The 24581-nt window shown below is 41.2% G+C and carries 18 protein-coding genes; 12 read left to right on the top strand and 6 right to left on the bottom strand.

What is annotated here, in order from left to right:
• Positions 1–9 precede the first annotated feature (9 nt).
• The gene (locus tag OQX62_RS12730; RefSeq protein ID WP_265831913.1) at positions 10–939 is read right to left on the bottom strand and encodes a hypothetical protein; all 930 of its coding nucleotides are present in this window, start codon (positions 937–939) and stop codon (positions 10–12) included.
• Between the two features lie 105 nt (positions 940–1044).
• Here OQX62_RS12730 and proS point away from each other — a divergent pair, with 105 nt between their 5' ends.
• The 4 genes from proS (at position 1045) to OQX62_RS12750 (ending at position 5060) form a co-directional block, all read left to right on the top strand.
• A complete protein-coding gene (gene proS / locus OQX62_RS12735) occupies positions 1045–2517 on the top strand; it encodes a proline--tRNA ligase (protein ID WP_265831914.1) in 1473 nt (490 codons plus the stop codon).
• An 81-nt stretch (positions 2518–2598) separates the two neighbouring features.
• Positions 2599–3738, top strand: coding sequence for a cystathionine gamma-synthase (locus OQX62_RS12740; protein ID WP_265831915.1), 1140 nt, complete (start codon positions 2599–2601; stop codon positions 3736–3738).
• Positions 3739–3744: 6 nt separating this feature from the next.
• On the top strand, positions 3745–4524 hold the full coding sequence (locus OQX62_RS12745; RefSeq protein ID WP_265831916.1) for a TIGR02757 family protein: 780 nt from the start codon (positions 3745–3747) through the stop codon (positions 4522–4524).
• 32 nt (positions 4525–4556) lie between these two features.
• A complete protein-coding gene (locus OQX62_RS12750) occupies positions 4557–5060 on the top strand; it encodes a YdeI/OmpD-associated family protein (RefSeq protein WP_265831917.1) in 504 nt (167 codons plus the stop codon).
• Here the strand turns inward: OQX62_RS12750 and OQX62_RS12755 are convergent.
• The 5 genes from OQX62_RS12755 to OQX62_RS12775 all read right to left on the bottom strand — a co-directional run bounded on the left by OQX62_RS12755 (position 5057) and on the right by OQX62_RS12775 (position 11399).
• Positions 5057–5785 carry a polyprenol monophosphomannose synthase gene (locus OQX62_RS12755; RefSeq protein ID WP_265831918.1) on the bottom strand — a complete coding sequence of 243 codons (729 nt, stop codon included), beginning with the start codon at positions 5783–5785 and terminating at the stop codon, positions 5057–5059. The two genes, OQX62_RS12750 and OQX62_RS12755, sit on opposite strands and share 4 nt — an antisense overlap.
• 151 nt (positions 5786–5936) lie before the next feature.
• Entirely contained in the window at positions 5937–7472 is a 1536-nt protein-coding gene (locus OQX62_RS12760) for a peptide MFS transporter (RefSeq protein WP_265831919.1), read from the bottom strand.
• A 70-nt stretch (positions 7473–7542) separates the two neighbouring features.
• Positions 7543–9204 (bottom strand): peptide MFS transporter, encoded by a 1662-nt coding sequence (locus tag OQX62_RS12765; RefSeq protein WP_265831920.1) that lies wholly within the window; start codon positions 9202–9204, stop codon positions 7543–7545.
• 105 nt (positions 9205–9309) lie between these two features.
• Entirely contained in the window at positions 9310–10221 is a 912-nt protein-coding gene (locus OQX62_RS12770) for a hypothetical protein (protein WP_265831921.1), read from the bottom strand.
• A complete protein-coding gene (locus OQX62_RS12775; protein WP_265831922.1) occupies positions 10221–11399 on the bottom strand; it encodes an acetyl-CoA C-acyltransferase in 1179 nt (392 codons plus the stop codon). The genes OQX62_RS12770 and OQX62_RS12775 overlap by 1 nt, the downstream gene beginning before the upstream one ends.
• Positions 11400–11602: 203 nt before the next feature.
• Between OQX62_RS12775 and OQX62_RS12780 the strand changes: the two genes are divergently transcribed.
• The 8 genes from OQX62_RS12780 to OQX62_RS12815 all read left to right on the top strand — a co-directional run bounded on the left by OQX62_RS12780 (position 11603) and on the right by OQX62_RS12815 (position 24581).
• On the top strand, positions 11603–12175 hold the full coding sequence (locus OQX62_RS12780) for an RNA polymerase sigma factor (protein ID WP_265831923.1): 573 nt from the start codon (positions 11603–11605) through the stop codon (positions 12173–12175).
• A gap of 267 nt (positions 12176–12442) precedes the next feature.
• Complete coding sequence (locus OQX62_RS12785; RefSeq protein WP_265831924.1) at positions 12443–13459, top strand: S66 peptidase family protein; 1017 nt, start codon at positions 12443–12445, stop codon at positions 13457–13459.
• 143 nt (positions 13460–13602) lie between these two features.
• Complete coding sequence (locus OQX62_RS12790; protein WP_265831925.1) at positions 13603–15285, top strand: M1 family metallopeptidase; 1683 nt, start codon at positions 13603–13605, stop codon at positions 15283–15285.
• A gap of 426 nt (positions 15286–15711) precedes the next feature.
• Complete coding sequence (locus OQX62_RS12795) at positions 15712–16935, top strand: hypothetical protein (protein WP_265831926.1); 1224 nt, start codon at positions 15712–15714, stop codon at positions 16933–16935.
• 34 nt (positions 16936–16969) lie between these two features.
• The gene (locus OQX62_RS12800) at positions 16970–18355 is read left to right on the top strand and encodes a tetratricopeptide repeat protein (RefSeq protein ID WP_265831927.1); all 1386 of its coding nucleotides are present in this window, start codon (positions 16970–16972) and stop codon (positions 18353–18355) included.
• A gap of 330 nt (positions 18356–18685) precedes the next feature.
• Positions 18686–21424: a hypothetical protein gene (locus OQX62_RS12805; protein ID WP_265831928.1), complete on the top strand. Its 2739-nt coding sequence runs from the start codon at positions 18686–18688 to the stop codon at positions 21422–21424.
• A gap of 23 nt (positions 21425–21447) precedes the next feature.
• Positions 21448–22989 carry an MGH1-like glycoside hydrolase domain-containing protein gene (locus OQX62_RS12810; protein ID WP_265831929.1) on the top strand — a complete coding sequence of 514 codons (1542 nt, stop codon included), beginning with the start codon at positions 21448–21450 and terminating at the stop codon, positions 22987–22989.
• Between the two features lie 5 nt (positions 22990–22994).
• Entirely contained in the window at positions 22995–24581 is a 1587-nt protein-coding gene (locus OQX62_RS12815) for a glycoside hydrolase family 28 protein (protein WP_265831930.1), read from the top strand.

Genomic DNA, 24581 nt, shown 5'->3' on the forward strand with positions numbered 1-24581 from the left:
GATACATGATTAATTTCTACCGCCACGACCGCCGCCGCCGCCACCTGATGATCTGCCACCACCACCGCCGCCACCGAAGCTGCCGCCTGATGATCTTCCGCCGCCTGAATTTGCAGGAGGAGAGTATGATCTTGTCTCAGAACTTCTCATTGGTGTATAACTTCTCTCAGATCTTGACGATCTTGAGTTATACTGCGTGTTACTTCTTGCAGAACCCGATCCATCACCTCTGCGTGACATCACGTTTCCATTGGCATCAACTCTTCTTGAACCAGTTCCGTTGTAACTTCCGCGTGCATAGCTTCCAGAACCGTAACTTCTGCTGTCTCTTGGTCTGTAGTTGCTGTTACGTCCGTAATAACCTCCGTAGCCGCCGCCATAGTATCCGCCTCCGTAAAAGCCTCCACCATAAAAACCGCCGCCCCAAAGTCCGCCGTAACCAAAACCACCGCCCCAGCCCCATGGGGAATATAGTCCTCCCCAGCCGCCGTAACCGAAACCACCATATCCTAAACCACCGTATCCCCATCCAGAACCGAAGCCTAATCCCCAACCGCTGTAAAAGGGACTACCGAAGCCCATTCCAAATCCTATACCGGAATAGTATGGAGAGTAACCTCCGTAAAATGAGTCATAATAGAAAGGATCATAATATCCTCTGAACTGACTGCCGTAATAAAATCTGTTAATTCTTGAAGAATAACTCATGTCAGCGTATAAATCACTGCTGCCATAATAGTCATCATCTTCATTCTGACCGTCATCATAAACTTGTGAAGATCTAACAGGATCAGGTCGTGTGTATTCAACAGCTTGTGCTCTTGAACCATAAACGTCATCATCACTGCTTCTTTGCTGTGCCATCTGTGGCACAGAACAGGATGTCACGGCTAGTGCCGCTACAACCAGCATGCTGGTAAATAAATGGTTAGGTTTCATAATATGTGAGTTCTTTGTGTGTTAACAATACTTTTGTAGGTATAAATTTATAAATTTGTGTTCTACCATACAAGTTATTTAACACAAAAAACGTTCCAATCAGTTATGAGCAAAGGTATTACAAGTAAAAACGAGGATTATTCCCAGTGGTATAACGACATTGTTATAAAGGCAGATCTTGCAGAGCACTCCGCAGTGCGTGGTTGCATGGTCATAAAGCCCTACGGTTATTCTATTTGGGAGAAGATGCAGGCGGTTTTAGATCAAAAATTCAAAGACACAGGACACAGTAATGCCTATTTTCCCTTATTCATTCCAAAGTCATTTTTCTCAAAGGAGGCAGCGCACGTAGAAGGGTTTGCGACAGAATGTGCTGTTGTGACACATTATCGCCTTAAAAATGACGGTGAAGGAAACATCATAGTAGATCCGGATGCAAAACTGGAAGAAGAATTAATCGTACGTCCAACATCAGAAACAATTATATGGAATACCTATAGAGGCTGGGTACAGTCCTATAGAGATCTGCCAATCCTGGTTAACCAGTGGGCAAACGTAGTCAGATGGGAAATGCGCACGCGCTTATTCCTGCGTACCGCGGAATTTTTATGGCAGGAAGGTCATACCGCACATGCTACTTCTCAGGAAGCCATTGAGGAGACAGAAAGAATGCTTGACGTGTATGCCGACTTCGCAGAGAACTGGATGGCAGTTCCTGTCATTAAAGGCCGAAAAACAGCTAACGAGCGTTTTGCCGGTGCACTGGATACTTACTGTATCGAAGCTTTAATGCAGGACGGTAAAGCTTTACAGGCGGGTACCTCACATTTTCTCGGACAGAATTTCGCTAAAGCATTTGATGTGAAGTTTACCAATAGAGAAGGAAAGATCGAGCATGTATGGGCAAGTTCATGGGGTGTTTCTACCAGGCTGATCGGTGCTTTAATTATGGCACATAGTGATGATGCAGGCCTTGTGCTTCCACCAAAACTTGCCCCTATACAAGTAGTCGTTGTACCTATTTATAAAAGTGATGATGACCTGAAGAACATTTCTTCTTTTGTAGATGAGCTGATGCTTAAGTTGAAGGCTTTAGGTATTTCTGTGAAATACGACGATCGTGATACACAGCGTCCGGGATTCAAATTTGCAGAATATGAATTGAAAGGCGTACCTGTCCGTGTGGCTATAGGTGGCAGGGACATGGAAAATGGAACTGTTGAATTAGCGAGAAGAGATACAAGAGAGAAAAGTACAGTATCACAGGAAGGACTTGATACTTATATCGCTAACTTACTGGAAGAAATTCAGCATAATATCTATAACAAGGCTGTTGATTACAGAACCGGGCATATCACCGAAGCAAATTCTTATGAGGAGTTTAAAGAATTGCTGGATAACAAAGCCGGTTTTATTTCCGCACACTGGGATGGTACCTCTGAAACTGAACTAAAAATAAAAGAGGAGACAAAGGCTACAATCCGTTGTATTCCGTTAGATAACAAACTGGAAGATGGGGTTTGTATCTATTCGGGTAAACCTTCTATTCAGCGTGTTTTATTTGCCCGTGCTTATTAATAAAAAGCGAGAGCAGCTCATCACGATAACAGGAGCGCCTATAACATTAGGGGCTCCATTAACAATTAAAAAGACAAGCAGATGAAATTTGCAACTAAAGCGATACATGCAGGTCAGGAGCCGGATCCTTCAACAGGTGCGGTGATGACCCCAATATTCCAGACCTCTACCTACGCGCAGAAAGCGCCTGGAGATAACCAGGGTTTCGAATATTCAAGAGGTACGAATCCTACACGTCAGGCACTGGAAAACTGCCTTGCTGCATTGGAAAATGCTAAATACGGCCTGGCCTTTTCTTCGGGAATGGGTGCTACGGACGCTGTACTCAGGTTATTGCAACCGGGAGATGAAGTGATTACCGGTAACGATCTTTATGGTGGTTCTTACCGTATTTTTACTAAAGTATATGCTAAATACGGTATTAAGTTCTATTTCCTGGATCTGTCAAAACCAGAAAATATACTGCCGTATATCAATGATAAAACCAGGTTGGTGTGGATTGAAACTCCTACTAATCCTACCATGCAGATTGTAGATATCGAAGGCGTAGCTAAAATCACCAAAGAAAAAGGATTAACCTTAACGGTTGACAATACATTTGCTTCCCCTTACCTGCAGAATCCCCTTGATCTGGGCGCAGATATCGTGATGCATTCCGTAACTAAATACATCGGTGGTCATTCTGATGTTGTGATGGGAGCTCTGCTGGTTAACGATGATCAGTTGTATAAAGACCTGTGGTTCGTTTACAATGCTTGTGGTGCAACACCGGGTCCCCAGGATGCTTTCCTGGTATTGAGAGGAATTAAAACGCTTCACCTGCGTATGAAAGCGCATTGTGAAAATGGCGAGAAAATAGCGCATTACCTGAAAAACCATCCAAAAATTGATAAAATCTACTGGCCGGGTTTTGAAGATCATCCTAACCATGATATCGCCAAAAAGCAAATGCGCGGTTTTGGTGGTATGGTGTCAATTACGTTAAAAGGTGCCGATCTGGCAGAGACTTTCAGGGTAGCTTCTTCTTTCAAAGTATTTACCCTGGCAGAATCACTTGGAGGCGTGGAATCGCTCATTAATCACCCTACTACAATGACGCACGGTTCTATCCCTAAAGAAGAACGTGAAAAAGTGGGTGTAACGGATAATTTATTACGCCTGAGCGTTGGTGTAGAAGATGTTGATGATCTGATCGCAGATCTTGAACAAGCACTTAAATAATAAACATTGGAATTTTTAGAACTGAAAGACTTTCTGGATATAAAGGTGGCACAATATAACCGGCCCGACTTTATCAGCAATGATCCGATTTGCATTCCGCATCGCTTTTCCAAGAAACAGGATATCGAAATTGCCGCATTTTTTGCGGCAATTTTGGCTTGGGGACAGAGGAAAACGATTATCAACAAATGCACGGACCTCTTTAACCGGATGGACAATGACCCTTATCACTTTATGCTGCAACATAGTGATGAGGACCTGAAAGGTTTACTCGGATTTAAACACCGTACATTTAATGATACGGATCTGCTGTATTTTGTGAGTTTCTTTAAACACCATTATTCGCTTTCTGATTCATTGGAAACTGCATTTTTACCTGAGTATTTCGAGGATCAGCTGAATTTCACGGCTGAAAACGCATTGAATCATTTCAGGCTTTATTTTTTTAGTCTGCCAGATTCTCCGCGGCGTACGGTGAAACACATCTCTTCACCCCTGCAAAAATCTACCTGTAAAAGGCTGAATATGTTTTTACGCTGGATGGTGCGGAAGGATAATAATGGGGTGGACTTTGGGGTGTGGAACTCCATTAAGGCGGCCGACCTGATTTGCCCTTGTGATGTGCATGTGGATAGGGTTGCGCGCAGACTGGAGATGATCACACGTAAACAAACCGACTGGAGAACTGCTGTTGAACTGACTGAAGAATTGCGGAGGTTTGATCCTGCAGATCCGGTTAAATACGACTTTGCCTTATTCGGTCTCGGTGTAGAAGAAAAATTTTAAATATTGCAGATGATCCTTATATTTAATCTCATATGGTAGTTTTTGAAGCTGAAATAGAGCGTTTTTCCAGGATGGGAGAAAAGACGGGCTGGACCTATGTGTTTGTACCCAAAGCGGTGGCACAACAGATTAAGGCCGATTGCAAAAAGAGCTACCGGGTTAAAGGAAAACTGGATCAGGTCAATGTTTCAGGAATGGCACTCGTCCCGATGGGCGAGGGCGATTTCATTATCGCACTGAAAACAAGCCTGCGCAGGGAATTAAAAAAAGAGGAGGGAGCCGTACTTCATCTGGAACTGGAAGAGGATCTGGACTTTAAAATTGAGATGCCCGATGATCTTGAACTTTGTCTTTCAGACGATCCTCAACTCCTGGAAACCTTTCTGAAATTACCAAAATCGCACCGGAACTATTATATCAACTGGCTCAACACGGCCAAAACAGAAGTCACCCGCACCAAACGGCTAACACAGATTGTTGTGGCTATGGATCAGAAAATGACTTTTGGGGAGATGATCAGATCGAACAAAAGCTAGTTCCTTTTGTAATCCCTGAACCAGCTGTTCACTTTCATCTGGATTACACCTACAAAAGCTTCCCTGAAAATACTGGTGCTCATTTTTGAGGTGCCTTCAGTACGGTCAGTAAAGATAATCGGCACCTCAACTACATTGAAACCATATTTGATGGCTGTGAATTTCATCTCGATCTGGAAGGCATAACCTACAAACCTGATCTTATCCAGCGGGATAGTCTGCAATACGATTTTACGGTAACATTTAAAACCTGCAGTGGCATCCTGAATATTGATTCTGGTAATCATTCTTACATACATCGACGCAAAATAAGACATCAGCACCCTGCTCATAGGCCAGTTCACTACATTTACCCCTTTTACATAACGTGAGCCTATCGCTACGTCAGCCCCTTTGATACAGGCATCGCGCAAAGAAAGCAGATCATCCGGATTATGGGAGAAATCGGCATCCATCTCAAAAATGTATTCATAAGCATGTTTCAATGCCCATTTAAAACCATGGATATAGGCAGTTCCCAATCCCAGTTTGCCTTTTCTTTCCTCCAGATGTAAACCCTTAAACTGCGTCTGCAGCTGTTTTACAATTGCAGCTGTGCCATCAGGAGAACCGTCGTCAATAATAAGTACGTCAAAAGAGAAATCAAGACTGAATACTTTACGGATAATCCGCTCTATATTCTCTTTCTCATTGTAAGTTGGGATAATGACTATGCTGTCTGACACGCGGTGGTATAATTGAGTAAAAACTTGGCGAAAATATTGATTAAAAATGAATTGACATAAGCATTTCGGATAATAGGACAAATATTGACCTCCTGACACAGAAAAAGCTACCCCTGAGAGTAGCTTTTTCTGTGATAAGATGATCATGAACCTAGGTAGTAGCGTTCATTGTATTTTGTAACCATTTGGTTAAAAGGAACAGGATAATGGAAGCTGCTCCGGCCATAAATACGAACAGCATAAAAAACTCATGCTGGTTGTGCATTTCATAACCCAGGAACTGTGTTGCCTTAGCACCTTCAGGATATAATGAACTTAATTTTCCGGCCAGTACGTTTGCACCTGCATTAGCCAGAAACCATACTGCCATCAGTAATGAAGAAAGTTTCAGCGGTGAAAGTTTGTTTACCAGTGATAATCCGATAGGTGATAAACACAATTCACCCCAGGTATGGAAAGCATACATACCCACAAGGAAGATCATACTTACTTTAACACCAGCACCAACGTCTTTAACACCTGTTGCAATGATCAGGTATCCCAATGCCAGCAGCATTAATCCCAATGCCATTTTTGTAGGTGCAGAAGGTTCTTTTTTACCTAATTTCACCCATAACCAGGCAAGCACAGGTGCAAAAACGACTACGAAAATAGAGTTCAGTGACTGGAAGAAGCTTGAAGGAACCGTCCAGAAACCCAGATCCCTTTGTGTCTGTTCTTCTGCAAAGAAAGTTAATGACGCACCTGCCTGCTCAAACGCACTCCAGAAGAATAACACGAAGAAGGCAAGAATGAAAATAACCAGTATCTTCTTTTTCTCTACTCTGGACAAGGTTTTATCAGTAAAAATCATGATCGCGATACCCACTACAGCGGCCAGTAAAAGGTAACTCAGATAACTTACCATCGTTGCATCTACATATAGCATACCTACACATAAAGCAGAAAAAGCGAATAAGCCCAGGTATACAAATACCGGAGATACGTCTGTTTTCAATGATTCTGGTTTTAATCCCAGCAGATTACCGTCCGGATCACGAACATATTTGTCTCTCAGTTTGATAAACACTATTACACCCAGTACCATTGCGATAGACGCAGCCAAAAAGCCCCATTTAAAGTCGGCCGGATTACCAGTATCTCCAAAATTTCCGCAGATAATCGGACCCAATGCACCACCCACATTAATACCCATATAGAATATCGTATAAGCTGCATCTTTTCTCCGGTCGTTCGGTTTATACAACTGGCCTACCATCGAGGAAATATTTGGTTTGAAGAAGCCGTTACCAGAGATCATAAAGCCAAGTCCTGTAAAAAACAGGAAGGTAGACATAGCGGGGGCGGTTTGATACAGCGAGGCGCAGAAGAATAAAATCAGCTCTCCCAATGCCATCAGGATACCTCCCGTAACAATAGATCTTCTGTTACCCCAGTACCTGTCGGCAATAAAACCGCCGATTAAAGGGGTCAGGTAAACTAAACCGGTATAACTTCCATATAAATTTGACGCGAAGGCCTTGTCAAATAATAATGCCTTGGTCATGAAAAGAACCAGAATTGCACGCATACCGTAATAATTGAAACGTTCCCACATTTCGGTAGCGAACAGCACGTATAATCCCTTTGGATGGCCTTGTTCAGCACTGTCTAGTTGCTCCGGCTTAAGGATTTCAGATTGATCCATAGTGTTTGTTGTGTTTTTTTGTTAAATAATATTTTGCAAATTAATTGTATTTACTCATTCCTCTTCGTAACTATTTTATGCCTTTTTCCCTCATGATGCCGTTCAGCCATTTCAACAGGAAAAAAGCAATAATTGCAGAGAATAATAAAAGACTGAAGTTCACCCAGAAAAAGTTGGTTTTATCTTCATAAGTATCCCATAAAGTCGCCAGTACCCCGGATAGCTTGTTTCCTATGGAGGTGGATAGGAACCAACCACCCATCATCAGGGAGGTAATCCTTGTGGGACTTAGTTTGGAGACCAGAGATAAACCCATCGGACTTAAAAATAACTCTCCTATGGTAATCACACCGTAACTGGCAACCAGCCATAATACGGATACCTTTTCTGTGCCATTGCCGCCGGAATAAACCGCACCGATCATCACCAATACGGATAAGGCTGAAATGAAGAGGCCGAAAGCAATTTTTGTAGCGGTAGACGGTTCCTGGTTTCTTTTGCGCAGCCAGGTAAAAAATGCGACCACCAGTGGAGTAAGCAGGATCACCCATCCCGGGTTGATCGACTGACTAAGGTTAGTCGCCCATACCTCGATTTTGCTGCCTTCCGCGGGAAGCTTGTCCGCAGCTATATTTCTGAAATAAACCGGGTAATTGTATTCTTTTAATACAACTCCGTTTTCTTTTTGCAGTCGGAATGCTTTATCGTAAACCGGTACAGAGTCTTTTTCGAACGTTATATTTTGAGATAAACTTAGTGTAGAGAATGTTTTTTCGGCTATCGGATGTTCCAGATGGCGATCCGTATAACGGTCGGCCCAGGTATTCAAGGCCGTACCATTCTGTTTAAATACGGCCCAGAACAAAATCACCACTGCAAAGATCGTCAGCAGCGCGGCAATTGGTTTTTTCTCTTCCTTACTGGCTTTTGCCAATAATGAGCTGTAGAAATAGATCACGGGAATACAGGCAAAAATAAATGCATCAGTAGAAGTAGAGCCTACCAGCGGGTGACCCAATAATCTTACCGGCAATATCCATCCTATGATACCTGCAACAATTGAAGGAACAAGGATCACCAGTACAATTTTCAGGAATGACATATCACCTTCCTGAACGCCTTTTTTTACATCGAACTCACGGTAATGTTTCAGTCCGGCAATAAATACTGCCACGCCGATAAACATCCCTATGCCGGCAGCAATAAATGCAAATCCCCAGCCCAGCAGGATGTATAAAATAGCACCGAAAAAGTTACAGATAAAAGCTCCCACATTGATACCCATATAGAAAATGTTGTATCCTTCATCCTTTTTATCCTGATAAAGCGGCGTAGAGTAGATATTACCCAGCAGGGTAGAAATATTAGGTTTGAAAAATCCGTTACCCAGGATCACCAGTGTCATCGAGATATACAGGACAGGCAAACTGTGCACGGCCATTAAACAATAACCCAGCCCCATCATAATGCCACCCGTAATGATTGATCTGGCATAACCGAAATACCTGTCTGCAATTAAGCCCCCTAAAAAGGGAGTAAGAAATACCAGTGCGATAAAAGTTCCATAGAGGTCGGCCGATTCTGCCTCAGTCATGGAAAACCCGGCCTTTACATCTTTCAGATAGAGTGTGAAGATCCCTATCATTAAATAGTATCCGAAACGTTCCCACATTTCAGATAAAAAAAGAAAAGTCAATCCTTTAGGATGCTTAACCGTAATGGTTTCAGTCATTAATTTCTATATACTATTTGTGTGTTCACAAGATAATGCAAGGCGCAATATAGGCACATAGAGGCATACTCGCAAATTATAATAAGAGGTACAGGCTATTTAACACTAGAATTTCTTTGTAACAGGCGGGTTCTTCATTTTAGGATCCACATAAAAATCATCCAGTGCTGACGGTGAATTTTTCAATTCTATGTCCTCCATCAGTTTTAGTTTGTTGCCGATCAGCCTGTAACCATCAAAGCTGGAATCTGAAGCATAATATTCAAAATTTCCAGCCATATTCGGATCAAAAGGTGCAAGATGATCAAACACAATCATTCCCTCCGCCTTGTCCAGTCGCAGGGTCATAGAATTCAGCTTATTGTATTCGAAAACGATGCGGTTTTTGGCGGCTATACCCACGCTGTCCTGAAATACAGGCTTGCCAAATTCTATTCCGTCATTTACAAACGAAAGAATGTCGATCACCTTTTTTGACGTTTTTTTATTGTTGCCTTTCCAACCCAGCAAGGCATAAAACGGATTGCTGCCGTTGACCAGTAATGGCACAATTTCATAATACCTGGCGCCGAACCAGTTTTTATTGGTCGTAATTATATTGGGATCTGAAATCTCTGCAGTGCCATCAATCAAGGGGTACAGTTTCAGCTTGCCATCTTTGGTGCTCAGTTGAATGGTGCCAAAAAAACGATAAGTGCCATCATCTGCCGGTACATACCAGGAGAAGATCCGGAAAGCATGGTCGGGCGATTCTACCACAGAAATCATCCGCAGTGAATCGAAACCATAGTGGAACGAATGCGGCGTTTTCAGGGCGCCGACCAGCATTTTGATGAATTTTGCGTTCTGATCAAAACGTTCTGTATTGCCGGCAGCATTAAATAACTTTGAGGCAGATAAGACCAGTGAATCCTGGTACTTGTTCAGCACGGCTTTCTGCGCGGGTAATATGGTTTGTGCACCAACTTTAGTCAGCACACAAACCAGTATTAAAAATGAGCTTAAAAATTTATTCATTAATTTAATTTTTCTATCACTATTGCACTGGCACCGCCACCACCATTACAGATGCCGGCAACGCCGATTTTACCATTGTTCTGATCCAGCACAGCCAGCAGTGTAACCACTATCCTTGCTCCCGAAGCACCCAGCGGATGTCCCAGGGCCACCGCACCACCATTGATATTAACGATATCCTCAGATAAACCTAATTGCTGATTATTCGCCAAAGAAACCACAGCAAAAGCTTCATTTATTTCGAAAAAGTCCACCTCTCCAATTTCTTTTCCCGCACGTTTTAAAGCGAGTGGGATTGCTTTTGCAGGACTGGTCGTAAACCATTCCGGTGCCTGTTGTGCATCTGCATAACCTAAAATCCTGGCCAGCGGTTTCAATCCTAATTCCCTTGCTTTGTCGGCACTCATCAATACCAATGCCGCCGCGCCATCATTTAACGTAGATGCATTCGCTGCGGTAACCGTTCCCTCTTTTGCAAATACGGGTTTTAACCCTGGTATTTTATCAAAATTTACGGCGAATGGTTCATCATCTTTAGTCACCATTGTGGTGGTTCCTTTCCGGTCTTTCACCTCCACAGAGATAATTTCTGCATCAAACTGGCCATTTTCCTGTGCAGCCTGTGCTCTTTTATAAGAACTGATGGCATAGGCATCCTGGTCAGTGCGACTAATTTCGCAGGTTGCAGCGCAAAGTTCTGCAGCTGAACCCATGTGATAATCGTTATACACGTCCCACAGACCGTCTTTTACCAATCCATCTGTGAGCTGACCGTGACCTAACCTATAGCCTGTTCTTGCCTTGTCCAAATAGAAAGGCACATTGCTCATACTTTCCATTCCACCGGCAACTATAATGTCACTTTCACCCAATGCGATGCTTTGAGCAGCAAGCATGATCGCTTTTGTACCAGACGCGCACACTTTATTTATTGTAGTAGCGGGTAAATCCGGTAATCCGGCATATTTTGCTGCCTGTGTAGCAGGAGCCTGACCAAGATTGGCTGATAAAACATTACCCATATATACCTCCTGCACATCTTCAGGCTTGATGCCTGCTTTTTCAACAGCAGCTTTGATGGCCAGTCCGCCCAGTTGTGTGGCAGAAAAAGTCGACAGAGAACCACCAAAGCTTCCGATTGGTGTTCTTAAAGCTGATACTATAACTACTTCTTTCATTTGTCTCTATTAAATTTGGTTAAGGGCAAATCTAGTAATTTAAAATTTGCTCATCCGCTTATTCTAATAACATTTATTGATGTGCATTTTTTACGCAGCAGGCCTCATACCCTATAAAGGAAAAATATATTTAAATAAAAATATAAATGTCTTTAGGATGGAGGATAAAAAAATAGCACTGTTTAATAAATCACCTGAAGGACATGCCACGTGTTGAGCTAAATTATTGTACTGAAGCAGAATTGGTAGAAAAAATCGCCTCTGGCGATGAACGGGCTTTCGAACAATTATATAGGATTTATAACACTAAAGTATATGATTATCTCAGAAAACTGACCAGGGATAATGATCTCACTGAAGAGTTGCTCCAGCAGGTATTTGTGAAAGTATGGGAAAAGCGGAGTATGCTGAATGCTGATAAACTATTCGTGTGTTACCTGTACCGGATGTCAGAGAATCTGGTAATGGATTTCCACCGGAAGGCCAGACGTGATAAAAAGGCAATGGAAGCGCTTTTGCTGGTGGCCTCAGAGCTGATTGCAGGACCAATAGAAACAATAATTTCAAAAGAAGACGATGGTTTGCTGCAACAGGCAATCAATAAATTACCACCGCAGCGAATGAAAATTTTTGTGCTTTGTAAACTTGAAGGGAAGTCGTACGAAGAGGTAGGTGCTTTACTGGGCATTTCCACATCCACTATAAGTGATCATATTGTAAAAGCAACAAAATCAATAAAAACCAGTTTGCTGGCCTCCATGAATGTTGCAGGTTAACAAAAGGATTTTTTTTAAAAAATAAAAAAGAGAGCAGAGTAAAACGGAGAGTTGAGCGTATTCACATAAAAGAAGGATATTCAAGAAGATAGCAGAGGCATATCATTCTGCATAAAGAGATTGCTTTTCGCGTTTGCAGCGTTAGCAAGTTTAGGTAAATAGTTAATAATACATAGCCGGTGTGTGTGGATGCAACACCGGCTATGCTTTTTCCAGAAGCCGGCAATTCATTCCTTATTTGTATTATTGTCTATCGCAGGCTTTACTATGAACCGTAAATATTTTATTTCTTCTTTTATCACATCAGGACTTGTGTTTTCATCACTAAAAGGGTGGACTGCACCTGTAGAAAGCAACATTAAAATTCCTAAATACCTGCAGCCGGGAGATACCATAGGTATCACCAGTCCCGCAGGATATATCAGTGCTGAGGAAATCCGTCCTGCTGTCGCGCTGATGGAGAACTGGGGCTTCAAAGTTCAGATCGGGGCGGCCATAGGGAAAAAGGATTATACCTTTGGTGGCACGGATGAGGAAAGAAGGGCAGATCTTCAGCAAATGATAGATAATCCTGATATCGCTGCGATCATGTGTGCAAGGGGCGGTTATGGACTGGTCCGCATCATTGATCAGCTTAATTTTGAAAAGATCGCCAGACATCCGAAATGGATCATCGGATTTAGCGATATTACAGTATTACATTGCCATATGAATAGAAAATATGGTCTGGCCACGCTCCACTCCAAGATGTGTAATAGTTTTCCGTCAGATTGGACTAAAGCAGAACCGATCCAGATTTCAACCATTCTATCTATACGTCAGGCCTTAACCGGTGAAGAAACCAGGTATACTGCAGCTGCAGTGATTTCGAACCGGAAAGGACGAGCCGAAGGTGAATTAGTGGGTGGAAATCTGAGTATCGTAGCCAGTCTTTCAGGTACCGTATCAGATTTAGCGACCAAAGGGAAAATCCTGTTTCTGGAAGATACGGGTGAGTACCTGTATAGCCTGGACCGTATGTTCTGGAATTTGAAACGTACTGGTAAACTTTCTCATTTAGCCGGACTGATCATTGGCAGTTTTAAAGTTAAGCCCGATGATCCGGATGAAATATTTGGAAAGTCTGTTTATGATATCATAATGGAAAAGGTTAAAGAATTTGATTATCCGGTATGTTTTGATTTTCCTGTAGGTCACCAGAGAAATAATTTCGCCTTAAAATGTGGTGTCAGGCACGTGCTTACTATTAGTATGGAAGGTACGACCCTTGATTCACTGAACTAAATACAAGGTAATTTACTATTTAAACCAGTTAAAATAGGTAATGAAAATCCAGCCACTGTTTGATAAATTGCCATCTTAAATCACCATTGTCGGCTATTCTGCAGCAGGTTATAGGCAGACAATAAAAAATGGGGTATCAGATCATGAACAACTTTTTCCATATCCAACTCTCTCTCAGTTTAGTGACCACCATTTTCAGTTCCTTTGCTTTTGCACAGGCACCTGAAAAACCAAAGGTATATACACAGCAGGATACGCTTAGGGGTTCCCTTACAAAAGAGCGTACCTGGTGGGACGTTAAACGTTATGAGGTGACCGTTAAACCCGATTTCGAGAGTAAAACTATTATCGGGTCAAACGAAATTCAATACCAGGTAGTAAAGCCAAACAAAGGTGATATCAAACTGCAGCTCGACCTGCAGGAGCCATTGATCATCGATAGTGTGATTTATAATGGTAAAAATTCATTATCATTTACACAAACAAAAAACGTTTGGTATGTTGCCGTTCCCGCTCAAAAACTAGCTGCAAAAAACAATATCCAGGTTTATTACCATGGAAAGGTTCATGAGGCCATTAACCCACCATGGGACGGTGGTTTTATTTTTAAGCTCGACTCACTATCCAGACCATGGATGACTGTAGCCTGCCAGGGACTGGGTGCATCTGTATGGTATCCTAATAAAGACCATCAAAGTGATGAGCCAGACATGGGAGCATCACTTACCATGATTGTTCCTGATACGCTGGTAGCCGTTGGCAATGGACGTATGGTTTATAAAAAAGACAACAATGATGGTACAGTCACGTATAAATACAATGTGAACAGCTCCATCAGTAATTACTGTATCATTCCTTATATTGGTAAATATGTGAACTTCAAAGAGGTTTATCAGGGAGAAAACGGCCCATTGGATGTGAATTACTGGGTGCTGGACTATAACTTGAAAAAAGCGAAACCTTATATGCCAGAGCAGGTGCATCTGATGTTCAAAGCACTGGAGCATTGGTTTGGTCCTTATCCTTTTTATCAGGATGGTTATCAGTTGATAGATGCGCCGCATAGCGGGATGGAACATCAGTCGGCCGTATCTTATGGCAACGGCTATAAATTCGGTTACCGCGGTCGGGATGCTTCAGGATATGGCTGGGGTACCAAATGGGATTTTATCATTATACATGAAAGCGGTCACGAGTGGTTTGGTAATAATATCACTACCAATGACCTGGCAGACATGTGGGTGCATGAAGGTTTCACGAACTATAGTGAGACCCTTTTTGTAGATTATCATTATGGCACTACTGCAGGAAATGAATATAATTATGGTATTAGAAAAGGTATCAGGAATGATAAAACGATCATTCCTGCTTATAACGTCAATGCACAGGGGAGTGGTGATATGTATCCTAAAGGGGGAAATATGCTGCACAGTATCAGGCACAGCATGAACAACGATGAAGCATTCAGACAGATTTTACGTGGTCTAAACAAGTATTTTTACCATAAAACGGTGAATACAAAGGAAATAGAAAACTACATTTCTAAAAAGGCCAGGTTTGATTACAGCAAGATATTTGATCAATATCTGCGTACTGTCCAAATCCCTGTATTTGAATACAAGATAGAAGGTGCAACAGTGACTTTCCGTTATAGCAATTGCATTAGTGGTTTTAACTTGCCATTGGTGCTTACAAAAAACAAGGTTACCTTAAAAATTACACCTTCTACAAAATGGCAGACTATTCCGTTAAAGCCAGCACAAAAAACTTTGTTTAATACGGATGCTATAGAAAAGATGTATTTGATTAATTGCCTTGGCAATTAATCAAATACACTATCTCCACGCAACTAAATAATCAGTATCAGAAACGATTTTCTGATCTGGTGATACAAAGAACATCCAGCAACAGATGATATCGCAAGTTTTCCCTTTGCGGTCATCGTTGCTGAAAGGTCTTTCCTCTTCGAGAAGGAATAGCCATCACATTTTCTTTTTTAGTACTATTATATAAGATAAAAATAGGATCGTCATTACCGATCACGCCCATTGCCTGGCTAACTTATTTGAATATTATCCGGTTGATTGAAATGTATTGGAGAACGGATTCCAACAGCATGCCGGCAAATAACGATTGGTCTATTGCTAATAGTAATTCCCAGCTATAATGTAATCATATTAAGCTATTTTAGGCTTGAAACAATTTGAAAACAATTGAGTGGATTTTAGATTTACGTTCAAATTAAGATAGATATGGAAAACATAAATATAAAAGCTGCATTTCTATCGGTCATACTATTGATATTCACCTACCTGTATTATGTCAGGCAGCCAGGGAGCATAATGTCTCCTCTGGCGGCAATAGCTATAGGTGTGATAGGTATCGTGATATTTTTTGCTTATTTCTTTGTCGTAAAAATAATAGCCTATGCTTGTTCTGCCGTAATATACCCTCATGTCGGCTTTCGTATTTTATGGCCGTTTATGATCTGTACTACTATTGCCTGGCTGATTTATGCAGTTGTGCTCATCAAACCATTTGGCGATACCAGCTACTATTTGGATATCCTTAAACAGTTTTTTATAACATATGGACTGTTTATTGCCATTTGTACGGTGGTTATCGGTCTTACGATTACTTATCCTGCCTATAAAGGAGTAACGGGTAACCCTTCGTTATTGCGGAGCAACCTTAACTTTCTCATTATGGCTGTTGCCGTATTTCTTGCACTAGTATTTCTGTTTTATATCGTCAATAAAATCAAGCAGCCGGGTTTTGCTGCGAAATATAAAAATTACAATAGTCTGGATGAGCTACCATCCTCTGCAAATAATCAAATTATACGTTTATTGGAAACTAACCCGTATGAATATATGGAACAGCCGTATCTGCTGCCTAATGTTAATCAGGTGATTATTATTTCATACCACAGCAGTAATAGTAAGCAAAAACCTGTTCAGACTATCTACAGGTTAAATAAGGATGGTGATATTATAGAAAAAATTGAAGATCAGGAACTCACCAACGATGACTTTTATCCCCTTATTTATGATGGAGGACTGTTAACGAATGACAAGGGAAAAGAAGTAATTACCTGGATTTTTAATAGCGATAGAGAAAGGAAAAATAAGAATGACATTCAGCTGCAGCATAATTGGGCTATTGATTCATTGCAAAAAGATTCGAATTTGAAAATGGTCTATTTTGAGAAAAATGGTGAATTTTACTGTAGGAATAGTGATGTCGTCAGGTATAATGGAATAATGTACTACGAATTAAAAAGTAACAATGAATTGCTATTGCTTAAGTTGAACACCGCTTACACTGACGGAGATTTTTATGGAGATTGCCAGGAAAGACAGATGGATTACTATCGGTCTGAAAAACTAAACTTCAGTCTGCTCCGTGTTAATCAGCATGATTTCTATATCATTAAACATAGGAAAGAGTTGCGAAAGGTCATATCTGTTGATTAATTCCCTCGTAACCGCCAGACAAAAATTTATGCTCATGAAATTCAAGATCATCGTTTATGGAATTCTTCTTTTGCTCACTGTTCGCGTATTTGGGCAAAGCAAAACTGTTTATGAGATTAAGGTAGACTCCCTAGCTCAGGCCGGAAGAGTGGAAGAAATAATCCCCTATCTGGAAAGGGAGATAAAAAAGGAGCCCGGGAACGAAATACTGTTGAGGTTAACCGGATTCAGGTACCTGCAGGTAAACAATTTGGAAATGGGTGAGAAATATTATTTTAAAGCATTAGCTGTTAATCCAAACTGCGCCCGTTGTTATTTGAATATCGGTCGTATTTATGCCAGTAAATCTGATTTTCAGCTGGCTTTAAATTACCTGGATAAAGCGGTGGCGGCGGATTCCAACGATGTTCTGGTTTACTTCAACAGGGCTGAAATTTATTTTGAACTAGAAAATTTGGATGCCTCTTGTCAGGATTATTCGAAAGCTAAAATGCTGCTGCAAAAACCAGTAAATTATGATCCTCAATTGATAAAAACAATTGAAGCGTCAATACTGGATTTTTGCGACGAAACAAAAGCCAGCTATTATTATCAGCGTGGTGTCGCATTTTATAACTTAAACCAATATGATAAAGCCTTAGACATTTATTCATCAGGCTTACTTAAATTCCCTACTAATGCTATGCTTTTATCATTTAAAGGAAATGTTTACCTGTCCCTAAAGGATTATCAGAATGCATTGGCGAATTATAAACTTGCATTGGCAAATAGACAGGAGTTGTTGATTGAAATTGAGAAAAATCCGCGCTTTGCAGCGACGAGCAGACAAGAATTGCTGACTTACTATAATGCATCTGTGGCCGCTATTTATTATAGTGATGCCGAATGTAAAATATATGCCGGGCAGTTTGATGAGGCGTTAAGCGAGATGAATGAAGCGATTGCACTTGTTCCCGACCTGCCTGGTTTGGATAAAGAAAGTTATTTTAACAGAAGGGGCGAAATCTATATGGAAAATAACCAATACGACCTGGCGCTGGCTGATTTTAACCATAGTATACAGATCAATAATATGTATGCTGTGTCTTATGTCAATAGGGCAATAGCTAAAGTAAGCCTGCTCGGAAATGTGCGGCAATCAAAAACTAGGATTGGCGCCAGATTGGCTAAGCGACCATTCCAAAGTTATCTGGTGTTAAAGGCCGGAACATCATTGCAAAAAATTGAACCAGCACTGCGCGCTGCTGTAGAAGATTGTAATATGGGGATAACTTTGGATAGTACTATAGGTTTTTCATACTATGTGAGGGGGCAGATTAAAAATATGCTCGCTGATAAAAATTACTGTCTGGATCTAATTAAGGCAAAAAATATGGGGGTTGAGGTGGAAGCATCGCTGTTGGCAGGTTGTTTTCTATAACAACAACAAAATTGTGAAATACCTTTGATTTAGTTTTTGTTTGATAAGCCTAAGATGAACAAATCTTAGCCGTTTATCCTATTAATATTTTGCATGTTTAATAGTTTATGTAGTGTGCAAAACTAAAAATCAATACATTAAGTTAAGCATCTTATCATGTGCATCTTGCGCAATTTTTGCCAAAATCATTGCGTACCATCGCAAATGATAAGATTCTACAGTAATTTGGGGACATCTTACAGGAATAAAAAATCCGCTATTCTTATATTTGGATGTCGAGTTAACCAAATATTTATAAAAGCCGATTTAGCCGGATACCCGGAATATTGAATGAAAAAATTCCTGATTTCACTTCTATTTATTGTAATAGCACATACTGCAGGAGCATGGACTACCACCTCCGCATCTATCGCAGATATCCTGATTTCTACAGAAAACCATACGCGTGTGCGGTTTGGCGCGACCAAAGTTCTGGATGCGCTGCAAAAATTAAATATTCAAAGTCAAATCAGCACTGCTGAAAAAATTAAGTCCGGCAAGCAGCAGGTAGTGATTGGTATTTATACCGATGTCATATTTAAGCACCGGATTCCTGAAGTTATCCGTCAGAAAGTTTTGGGTATGGGTAAGGAGGGCTTTTATATTTACACTGATAAAAAGGGTATTTATGTTATTGGTGCGGATGCTTCCGGCGCCTTATATGGTTGTTTAGAATTAGCAGAACGGATCAATAAAACCGGGAAACTACCGCAGGAATTAACGATCAGTGATCATCCGGAGATGATTTTAAGAGGTACGTGTATCGGATTGCAAAAACCCGATTACCTGCCGGGTCATGATGTTTACGAATATCCTTATACGCCTGAGACTTTCCCATGGTTTTATGATAAGGAACTGTGGATTAAGTACCTGGATATGATGGTCGAGAACCGCTACAATTCTCTGTATCTATGGAACGGTCATCCTTTTTCTTCGCTGGTCAGGCTCAAAGATTATCCCTATGCTGTTGAAGTAGATGATGAAACCTTCAAAAAGAATGAGCAAATATTTAAATTCCTGACCACCGAAGCCGACAAACGCGGTATCTGGGTCATCCAGATGTTTTACAATATCATTATTCCTAAGCCCTTCGCAGATAAACATGGTTTAAAGACGCAGGACAGAAACAGGCCGATTATTCCAATCATAGCCGATTATACCCGGAAATCTATTGCTGCATTTGTTGAAAAATATCCGAATGTGGGACTCATGGTGGCTTTAGGCGAAGCGATGGAAGGTGTTGGTCAGGATGATATTGACTGGTTTACTAAAACCATTATTCCAGGCGTAAAAGATGGGCTTAAAGCAGCTAATATCCGGGAAGAACCTCCATTGGTATTAAGGGCTCATGATACAGATGCGCCTGCGGTAATGAAAGCAGCGCTTCCTTTATATAAAAACCTTTACACGGAAAATAAATTTAATGGAGAAGCACTAACGACTTATGAACCCAGAGGTGCATGGGCTGAGCTCAACCGCAAGCTGGCTAATATTGGTACTGTCAATATCTCCAACGTGCATATCCTGGCAAACCTGGAACCTTTCAGATATGGATCTGCAGATTTTATTCAGAAGTCTGTGCAGGCCATGAATCAGAATTACGGTGCTAAAGGGCTGCACTTATATCCGCAGGCCAGTTATTGGGATTGGCCTTATACGGCAGATAAATCAAAAGAAAGAATCCTTGAAGTAGAGCGGGATTGGATCTGGTACAAAGAATGGGCACGTTATGCCTGGAATTCTAAAAGGGACCGCGCTGATGAAGTAAATTATTGGAGCGGACAACTGGCAGAACAATATGGCACTGATTTAAAGAGTGGTAAGGCTATTCTCGATGCTTACGAAGCATCAGGTGAAATTTCCCCAAAATTGCTGCGCAGATATGGGATTACTGATGGAAACAGACAAACACTGACTTTAGGTATGTTAATGACGCAACTCATTAACCCTTTTCGTTACGGTCTTTTTACTTTATTATATGAATCTGAAGCACCGGAAGGGGAGATGATCATAGATTACGCGGAGAAAGAGTGGAAAAAACAGGGACACATAGGTGAAACACCAATGAGAGTTGCGCAAGAGGTAGTAGTATATGGCAGAGCTGCAATCACAGCAATTGAACAGGTGAAAATTGTGAGCCAAAATCAGGAGGAGTTTAGGCGATTAAAAAATGATATCTACTGTTACGATGCAATGGCTAATTTTTATGCAGATAAAGTTAAATCAGCTTTGTGGATTTTGAGATACAAATATTCAAACGAGGTAACTGATTTAGAAAAAGCGCTGCCATTTTTGAAGAGTAGCATAGAACATTATACAACTTTAGTCAGGCTAACTGAGGATGAATATCTGTATGCCAACAGTATGCAGACCAAGCAGCGTAAAATCCCAATGAGGGGCGTGGATAAAACTTTTATTCACTGGAAAGAGATGCTTCCGGTTTATACCAGAGAACTCAACCATTTTGAACGCAGTATAGATTCGCTTAAAAAGATTAAACCAGGAGCGGTTGCCGCCATTGTTCCTTACAAAAATGCGGCTGTTCAGGTGCATAGTCCTGGAATAGGAAGCGTGTTTTTAAGACAGAATGCTTTGGTTTACAGTGATACGAGTGTTCTGATCAGAGAAATTACGCCTGCTTTAGCTGGTCTTAAAGGATTAAAATTAGACATGCAAAAACAGGTTACATCGGGAACGGAGATCAGGTTTAGCAATCAAGAGGCGGTGAAGGTCTTAGTTGCCTATTTTAACCAGAAAGATCCTAAGTACCTGTTGCCGCCACAGCTGGAGATCGATGCCAGTGCAAACAATTACGGGCAGGCAGAAATTAAAATCAGTAATGCACTTGTCTTAAATGGATTTCCTCCTGCTAACGTCCATGCATACAGCTTTCCGGCAGGAACAAATACATTAACATTAGCTAAAGGCGCTTGTGTGGTTATCGGTTTTATACCTGACCGGCAGGAACTGAGGATTTTTAATGCAGGTTTAGATGGAAGAGGAAAAGATATTGACTGGCTATTTGAATAATGATGAACAGCAAAATATATAGAATGATCTTGTTACTGCTTGCGGTAACATCATCGGCCTTTGCTCAGCAACAAGCGAAGCCCGGTATAGCGGCGTTAAAGAAATATGTAAGCTATTTTAACACTATAGATACAGAGGCTGTAAAAAACTATGTTCCAAATGCACAGGCATTCGATTGGCTCTCTGCTAATATTCCCCTATTCGAATGTCCAGATACAGTTTTGGAACAAACTTATTATTACCGGTGGTGGTCGTACCGCAAACACCTGGTTAAAACGCCTGAGGGTTTTATCCTTACTGAATTCATTGAGCCTGTTAAACATGCCGGAAAATATAATTCTATCAGCTGTGCCTTAAGCCATCATCTTTATGAAGGCCGCTGGATAAAAGATAAGGGTTACCTGCAGGATTATATCAAATTCTGGCTCTATCACGCAGACGTGGGACAGAGCAAACAGCGCTTTCATCAGTTTAGCAGTTGGATAGATGATGCTGTTTATGCAAATCAACTGGTTAAACCAGATTTGAACTTCGTCAGAAGTATAGCACCTGCCTTAGACGCAGACTATACCAAATGGGAGAGCGAGCGACAATTGAACAGCGGTCTCTTTTGGCAGTTCGATGTAAAAGACGGAATGGAAGAATCTGTCAGCGGATCCAGAAAGGACCAAAACCGTAGACCCAGCATCAATAGTTATATGTATGGTAATGCGAGCGCCCTGGTTCAGCTTGGTAAAGTGATTGGCGATCAGCAGCTCCAAACTAAATATGCAGCGAAAGCTGCGGGACTTAAGAAAATGGTTCAGGACAGCCTGTGGAATAATACTACTTCTTTTTTTGAGACCAAATCCGCAAAAACAGGTGCGTTGGTGCAGGTAAGGGAGGCCATTGGTTTTATTCCATGGGATTTTAATCTGCCGGATGATCAGGCAAAATATGCAAAAGCCTGGGATGCACTGTTGGATACTGCCGGATTTAATGCACCCTGGGGGATCACGACTGCCGAACGCCGTAACCCTACTTTTAGAACGAGGGGAACCGGCCACAGTTGTGAATGGGACGGCGCCTTGTGGCCATTTGCTTCTTCACAAACGTTAAAAGGCCTTTCCAATTTGCTCAATAACTACAAAGACACAGGCAATATGAGCACTGCTGTTTTTTATGAAAAACTGCATCAATATGCAGCATCTCATGTGAAAAACGGTAAACCCTATATTGGAGAATACCAGGATGAGCGCACGGGAGAATGGCTTAAAGGAGATAATCCGAGAAGCATTTTTTACAACCATTCTACTTTTTGTGATTTGATTATTAATGATTTAGTAGGTATTAAACCCCGTCCTGATGAAGTTTTAGAGATCCGCCCGCTTATTCCCGGAAACAAATGGGATTGGTTTGCACTCCGTAATGTCAGTTATCATGGTAAAAATATCTCTTTGATCTGGGATAAGACAGGTAGGAAATACCGGCTGGGTAAAGGTTTCCATATTTATGTGGATGGACAAAAAGTAATCACTTATAAGGAACTGAAGCCTGTTAAAGTACAAATGAACAACCTGAAATGAAATTTTTGAAGAAAAAAAAACATCTGTATTTAACTGGTTTATTAATTATAATTTGCAGTTATGCATCCGGTGTGTATGCACAGGGCTATTATAATGTAATCAAGTATGGTGCTAAAAATGATAGTAGCAAATTAGCGACTCCGGCAATTGACAGGGCAATCGCAGCTGCTTCCAAAGCAGGAGGGGGTACGGTTTACTTTCCTGCCGGAAAATACCTTACCGGGTCAATCCATTTAAAAAGTAATATCACAATTCTGATTGATGCTGGTGCAGAACTTCATTTCAGTGACAATTTTGATGATTACCTGCCGATGGTGAAGAGCAGGTATGAAGGTGTAGATGTCACCAGTTTTTCTCCGCTGTTTTATGCTTATAAAGCAGAAAACATTACGATCACGGGACGGGGACTGATCAATGGCCACGGTAAAAAATGGTGGGACTTTGTAGAGGGCTATAAACAAAATCAGCCACGCTCCACATGGCAGTTGGAATTTGATCAGCTAAATAAGGATATTTTGCTTCCTGATGATCCTAAGCAGATGGAAAGAGGATTTCTGCGTCCCCCTTTTATTCAGCCAATGTTCTGTAAAAATGTATTAATTGAAGGCATCACGATCATGAATTCCCCTTTCTGGACGGTGAATCCGGAATTCTGTGAGAATGTAAAAATACATGCGGTAACAATCAATAATCCGCATTCGCCAAATACCGATGGCATCAATCCTGAATCCTGTAAGAATGTGCATATTTCTGATTGCCACATCAGCGTTGGAGACGATTGTATTACTATTAAATCTGGTAAAGATGGACCGGGCAGAAAAATGGCTGTTCCCGCAGAGAATTACACGATTACCAATTGTACGATGCTCTCGGGGCATGGCGGCATAGTGATTGGCAGCGAAATGTCTGGTGATGTAAGAAAAATAACGATTTCAAATTGTGTATTTGATGGAACTGATCGCGGGATCAGGATTAAAACTGCGCGTGGACGAGGTGGAATTGTAGAAGAGATCAGGGTGGACAATGTCATCATGAAGAATATCCGTGAGCAGGCGATTGTATTGGACATGCAGTATGCCAAAACAGCTATGGAAACCGTATCTGAAAGAACGCCCCGCTTCAGAAATATCCATTTCAGCAATATTACCGGACAGGTTAACCAGGCAGGATATTTAAACGGCCTGGAAGAAATGCCGATTGAAAATATTAGTTTCAATGATATTAACCTGGATGCTAAAACGGGGTTTATGGTGCAGCAATCCAAAAATATAGAATTTCATAATGTACAGGTCAATACAGAAATCGGGCCATCGCTGACTGCTATTTTGGTAGAAAACCTCACCGCAGATGCTTTAAAAAGTTATTCGCCACATGATACTGCAGCAATTATAGACCTTAAAAATGTAAAAGATGTGTTCCTTTATAATGCATTTCCAGTAAAAGGCACAAAAACCTATCTTAAGCTGGCAGGAGCTCAAACAGAAAATATAGCAATCGGGAATAATAATTTCAGCAATGTCAAACTGGCAATTGAAAAAAATAAAGATGTTCCGGGAAAGATTAAGGTGATTTCCGGAGATAGCGGACAATAA

It is taken from the genome of Pedobacter sp. MR2016-24 (genome assembly GCF_026239655.1).
Taxonomy (GTDB): domain Bacteria; phylum Bacteroidota; class Bacteroidia; order Sphingobacteriales; family Sphingobacteriaceae; genus Pedobacter.

What these genes read in the sequence shown, in the direction of transcription:
- proS (WP_265831914.1), top strand. Translation starts at nt 1,045, where the DNA reads ATGAGCAAAGGTATTACAAGTAAAAACGAGGATTATTCCCAGTGGTAT.
- OQX62_RS12805 (WP_265831928.1), top strand. Translation starts at nt 18,686, where the DNA reads ATGAAAAAATTCCTGATTTCACTTCTATTTATTGTAATAGCACATACT.
- OQX62_RS12730 (WP_265831913.1), bottom strand. Translation starts at nt 939, where the DNA reads ATGAAACCTAACCATTTATTTACCAGCATGCTGGTTGTAGCGGCACTA.
- OQX62_RS12790 (WP_265831925.1), top strand. Translation starts at nt 13,603, where the DNA reads ATGAACAACTTTTTCCATATCCAACTCTCTCTCAGTTTAGTGACCACC.
- OQX62_RS12770 (WP_265831921.1), bottom strand. Translation starts at nt 10,221, where the DNA reads ATGAATAAATTTTTAAGCTCATTTTTAATACTGGTTTGTGTGCTGACT.
- OQX62_RS12765 (WP_265831920.1), bottom strand. Translation starts at nt 9,204, where the DNA reads ATGACTGAAACCATTACGGTTAAGCATCCTAAAGGATTGACTTTTCTT.
- OQX62_RS12785 (WP_265831924.1), top strand. Translation starts at nt 12,443, where the DNA reads ATGAACCGTAAATATTTTATTTCTTCTTTTATCACATCAGGACTTGTG.
- OQX62_RS12760 (WP_265831919.1), bottom strand. Translation starts at nt 7,472, where the DNA reads ATGGATCAATCTGAAATCCTTAAGCCGGAGCAACTAGACAGTGCTGAA.
- OQX62_RS12775 (WP_265831922.1), bottom strand. Translation starts at nt 11,399, where the DNA reads ATGAAAGAAGTAGTTATAGTATCAGCTTTAAGAACACCAATCGGAAGC.
- OQX62_RS12795 (WP_265831926.1), top strand. Translation starts at nt 15,712, where the DNA reads ATGGAAAACATAAATATAAAAGCTGCATTTCTATCGGTCATACTATTG.
- OQX62_RS12780 (WP_265831923.1), top strand. Translation starts at nt 11,603, where the DNA reads ATGCCACGTGTTGAGCTAAATTATTGTACTGAAGCAGAATTGGTAGAA.
- OQX62_RS12810 (WP_265831929.1), top strand. Translation starts at nt 21,448, where the DNA reads ATGATCTTGTTACTGCTTGCGGTAACATCATCGGCCTTTGCTCAGCAA.
- OQX62_RS12750 (WP_265831917.1), top strand. Translation starts at nt 4,557, where the DNA reads ATGGTAGTTTTTGAAGCTGAAATAGAGCGTTTTTCCAGGATGGGAGAA.
- OQX62_RS12800 (WP_265831927.1), top strand. Translation starts at nt 16,970, where the DNA reads ATGAAATTCAAGATCATCGTTTATGGAATTCTTCTTTTGCTCACTGTT.
- OQX62_RS12740 (WP_265831915.1), top strand. Translation starts at nt 2,599, where the DNA reads ATGAAATTTGCAACTAAAGCGATACATGCAGGTCAGGAGCCGGATCCT.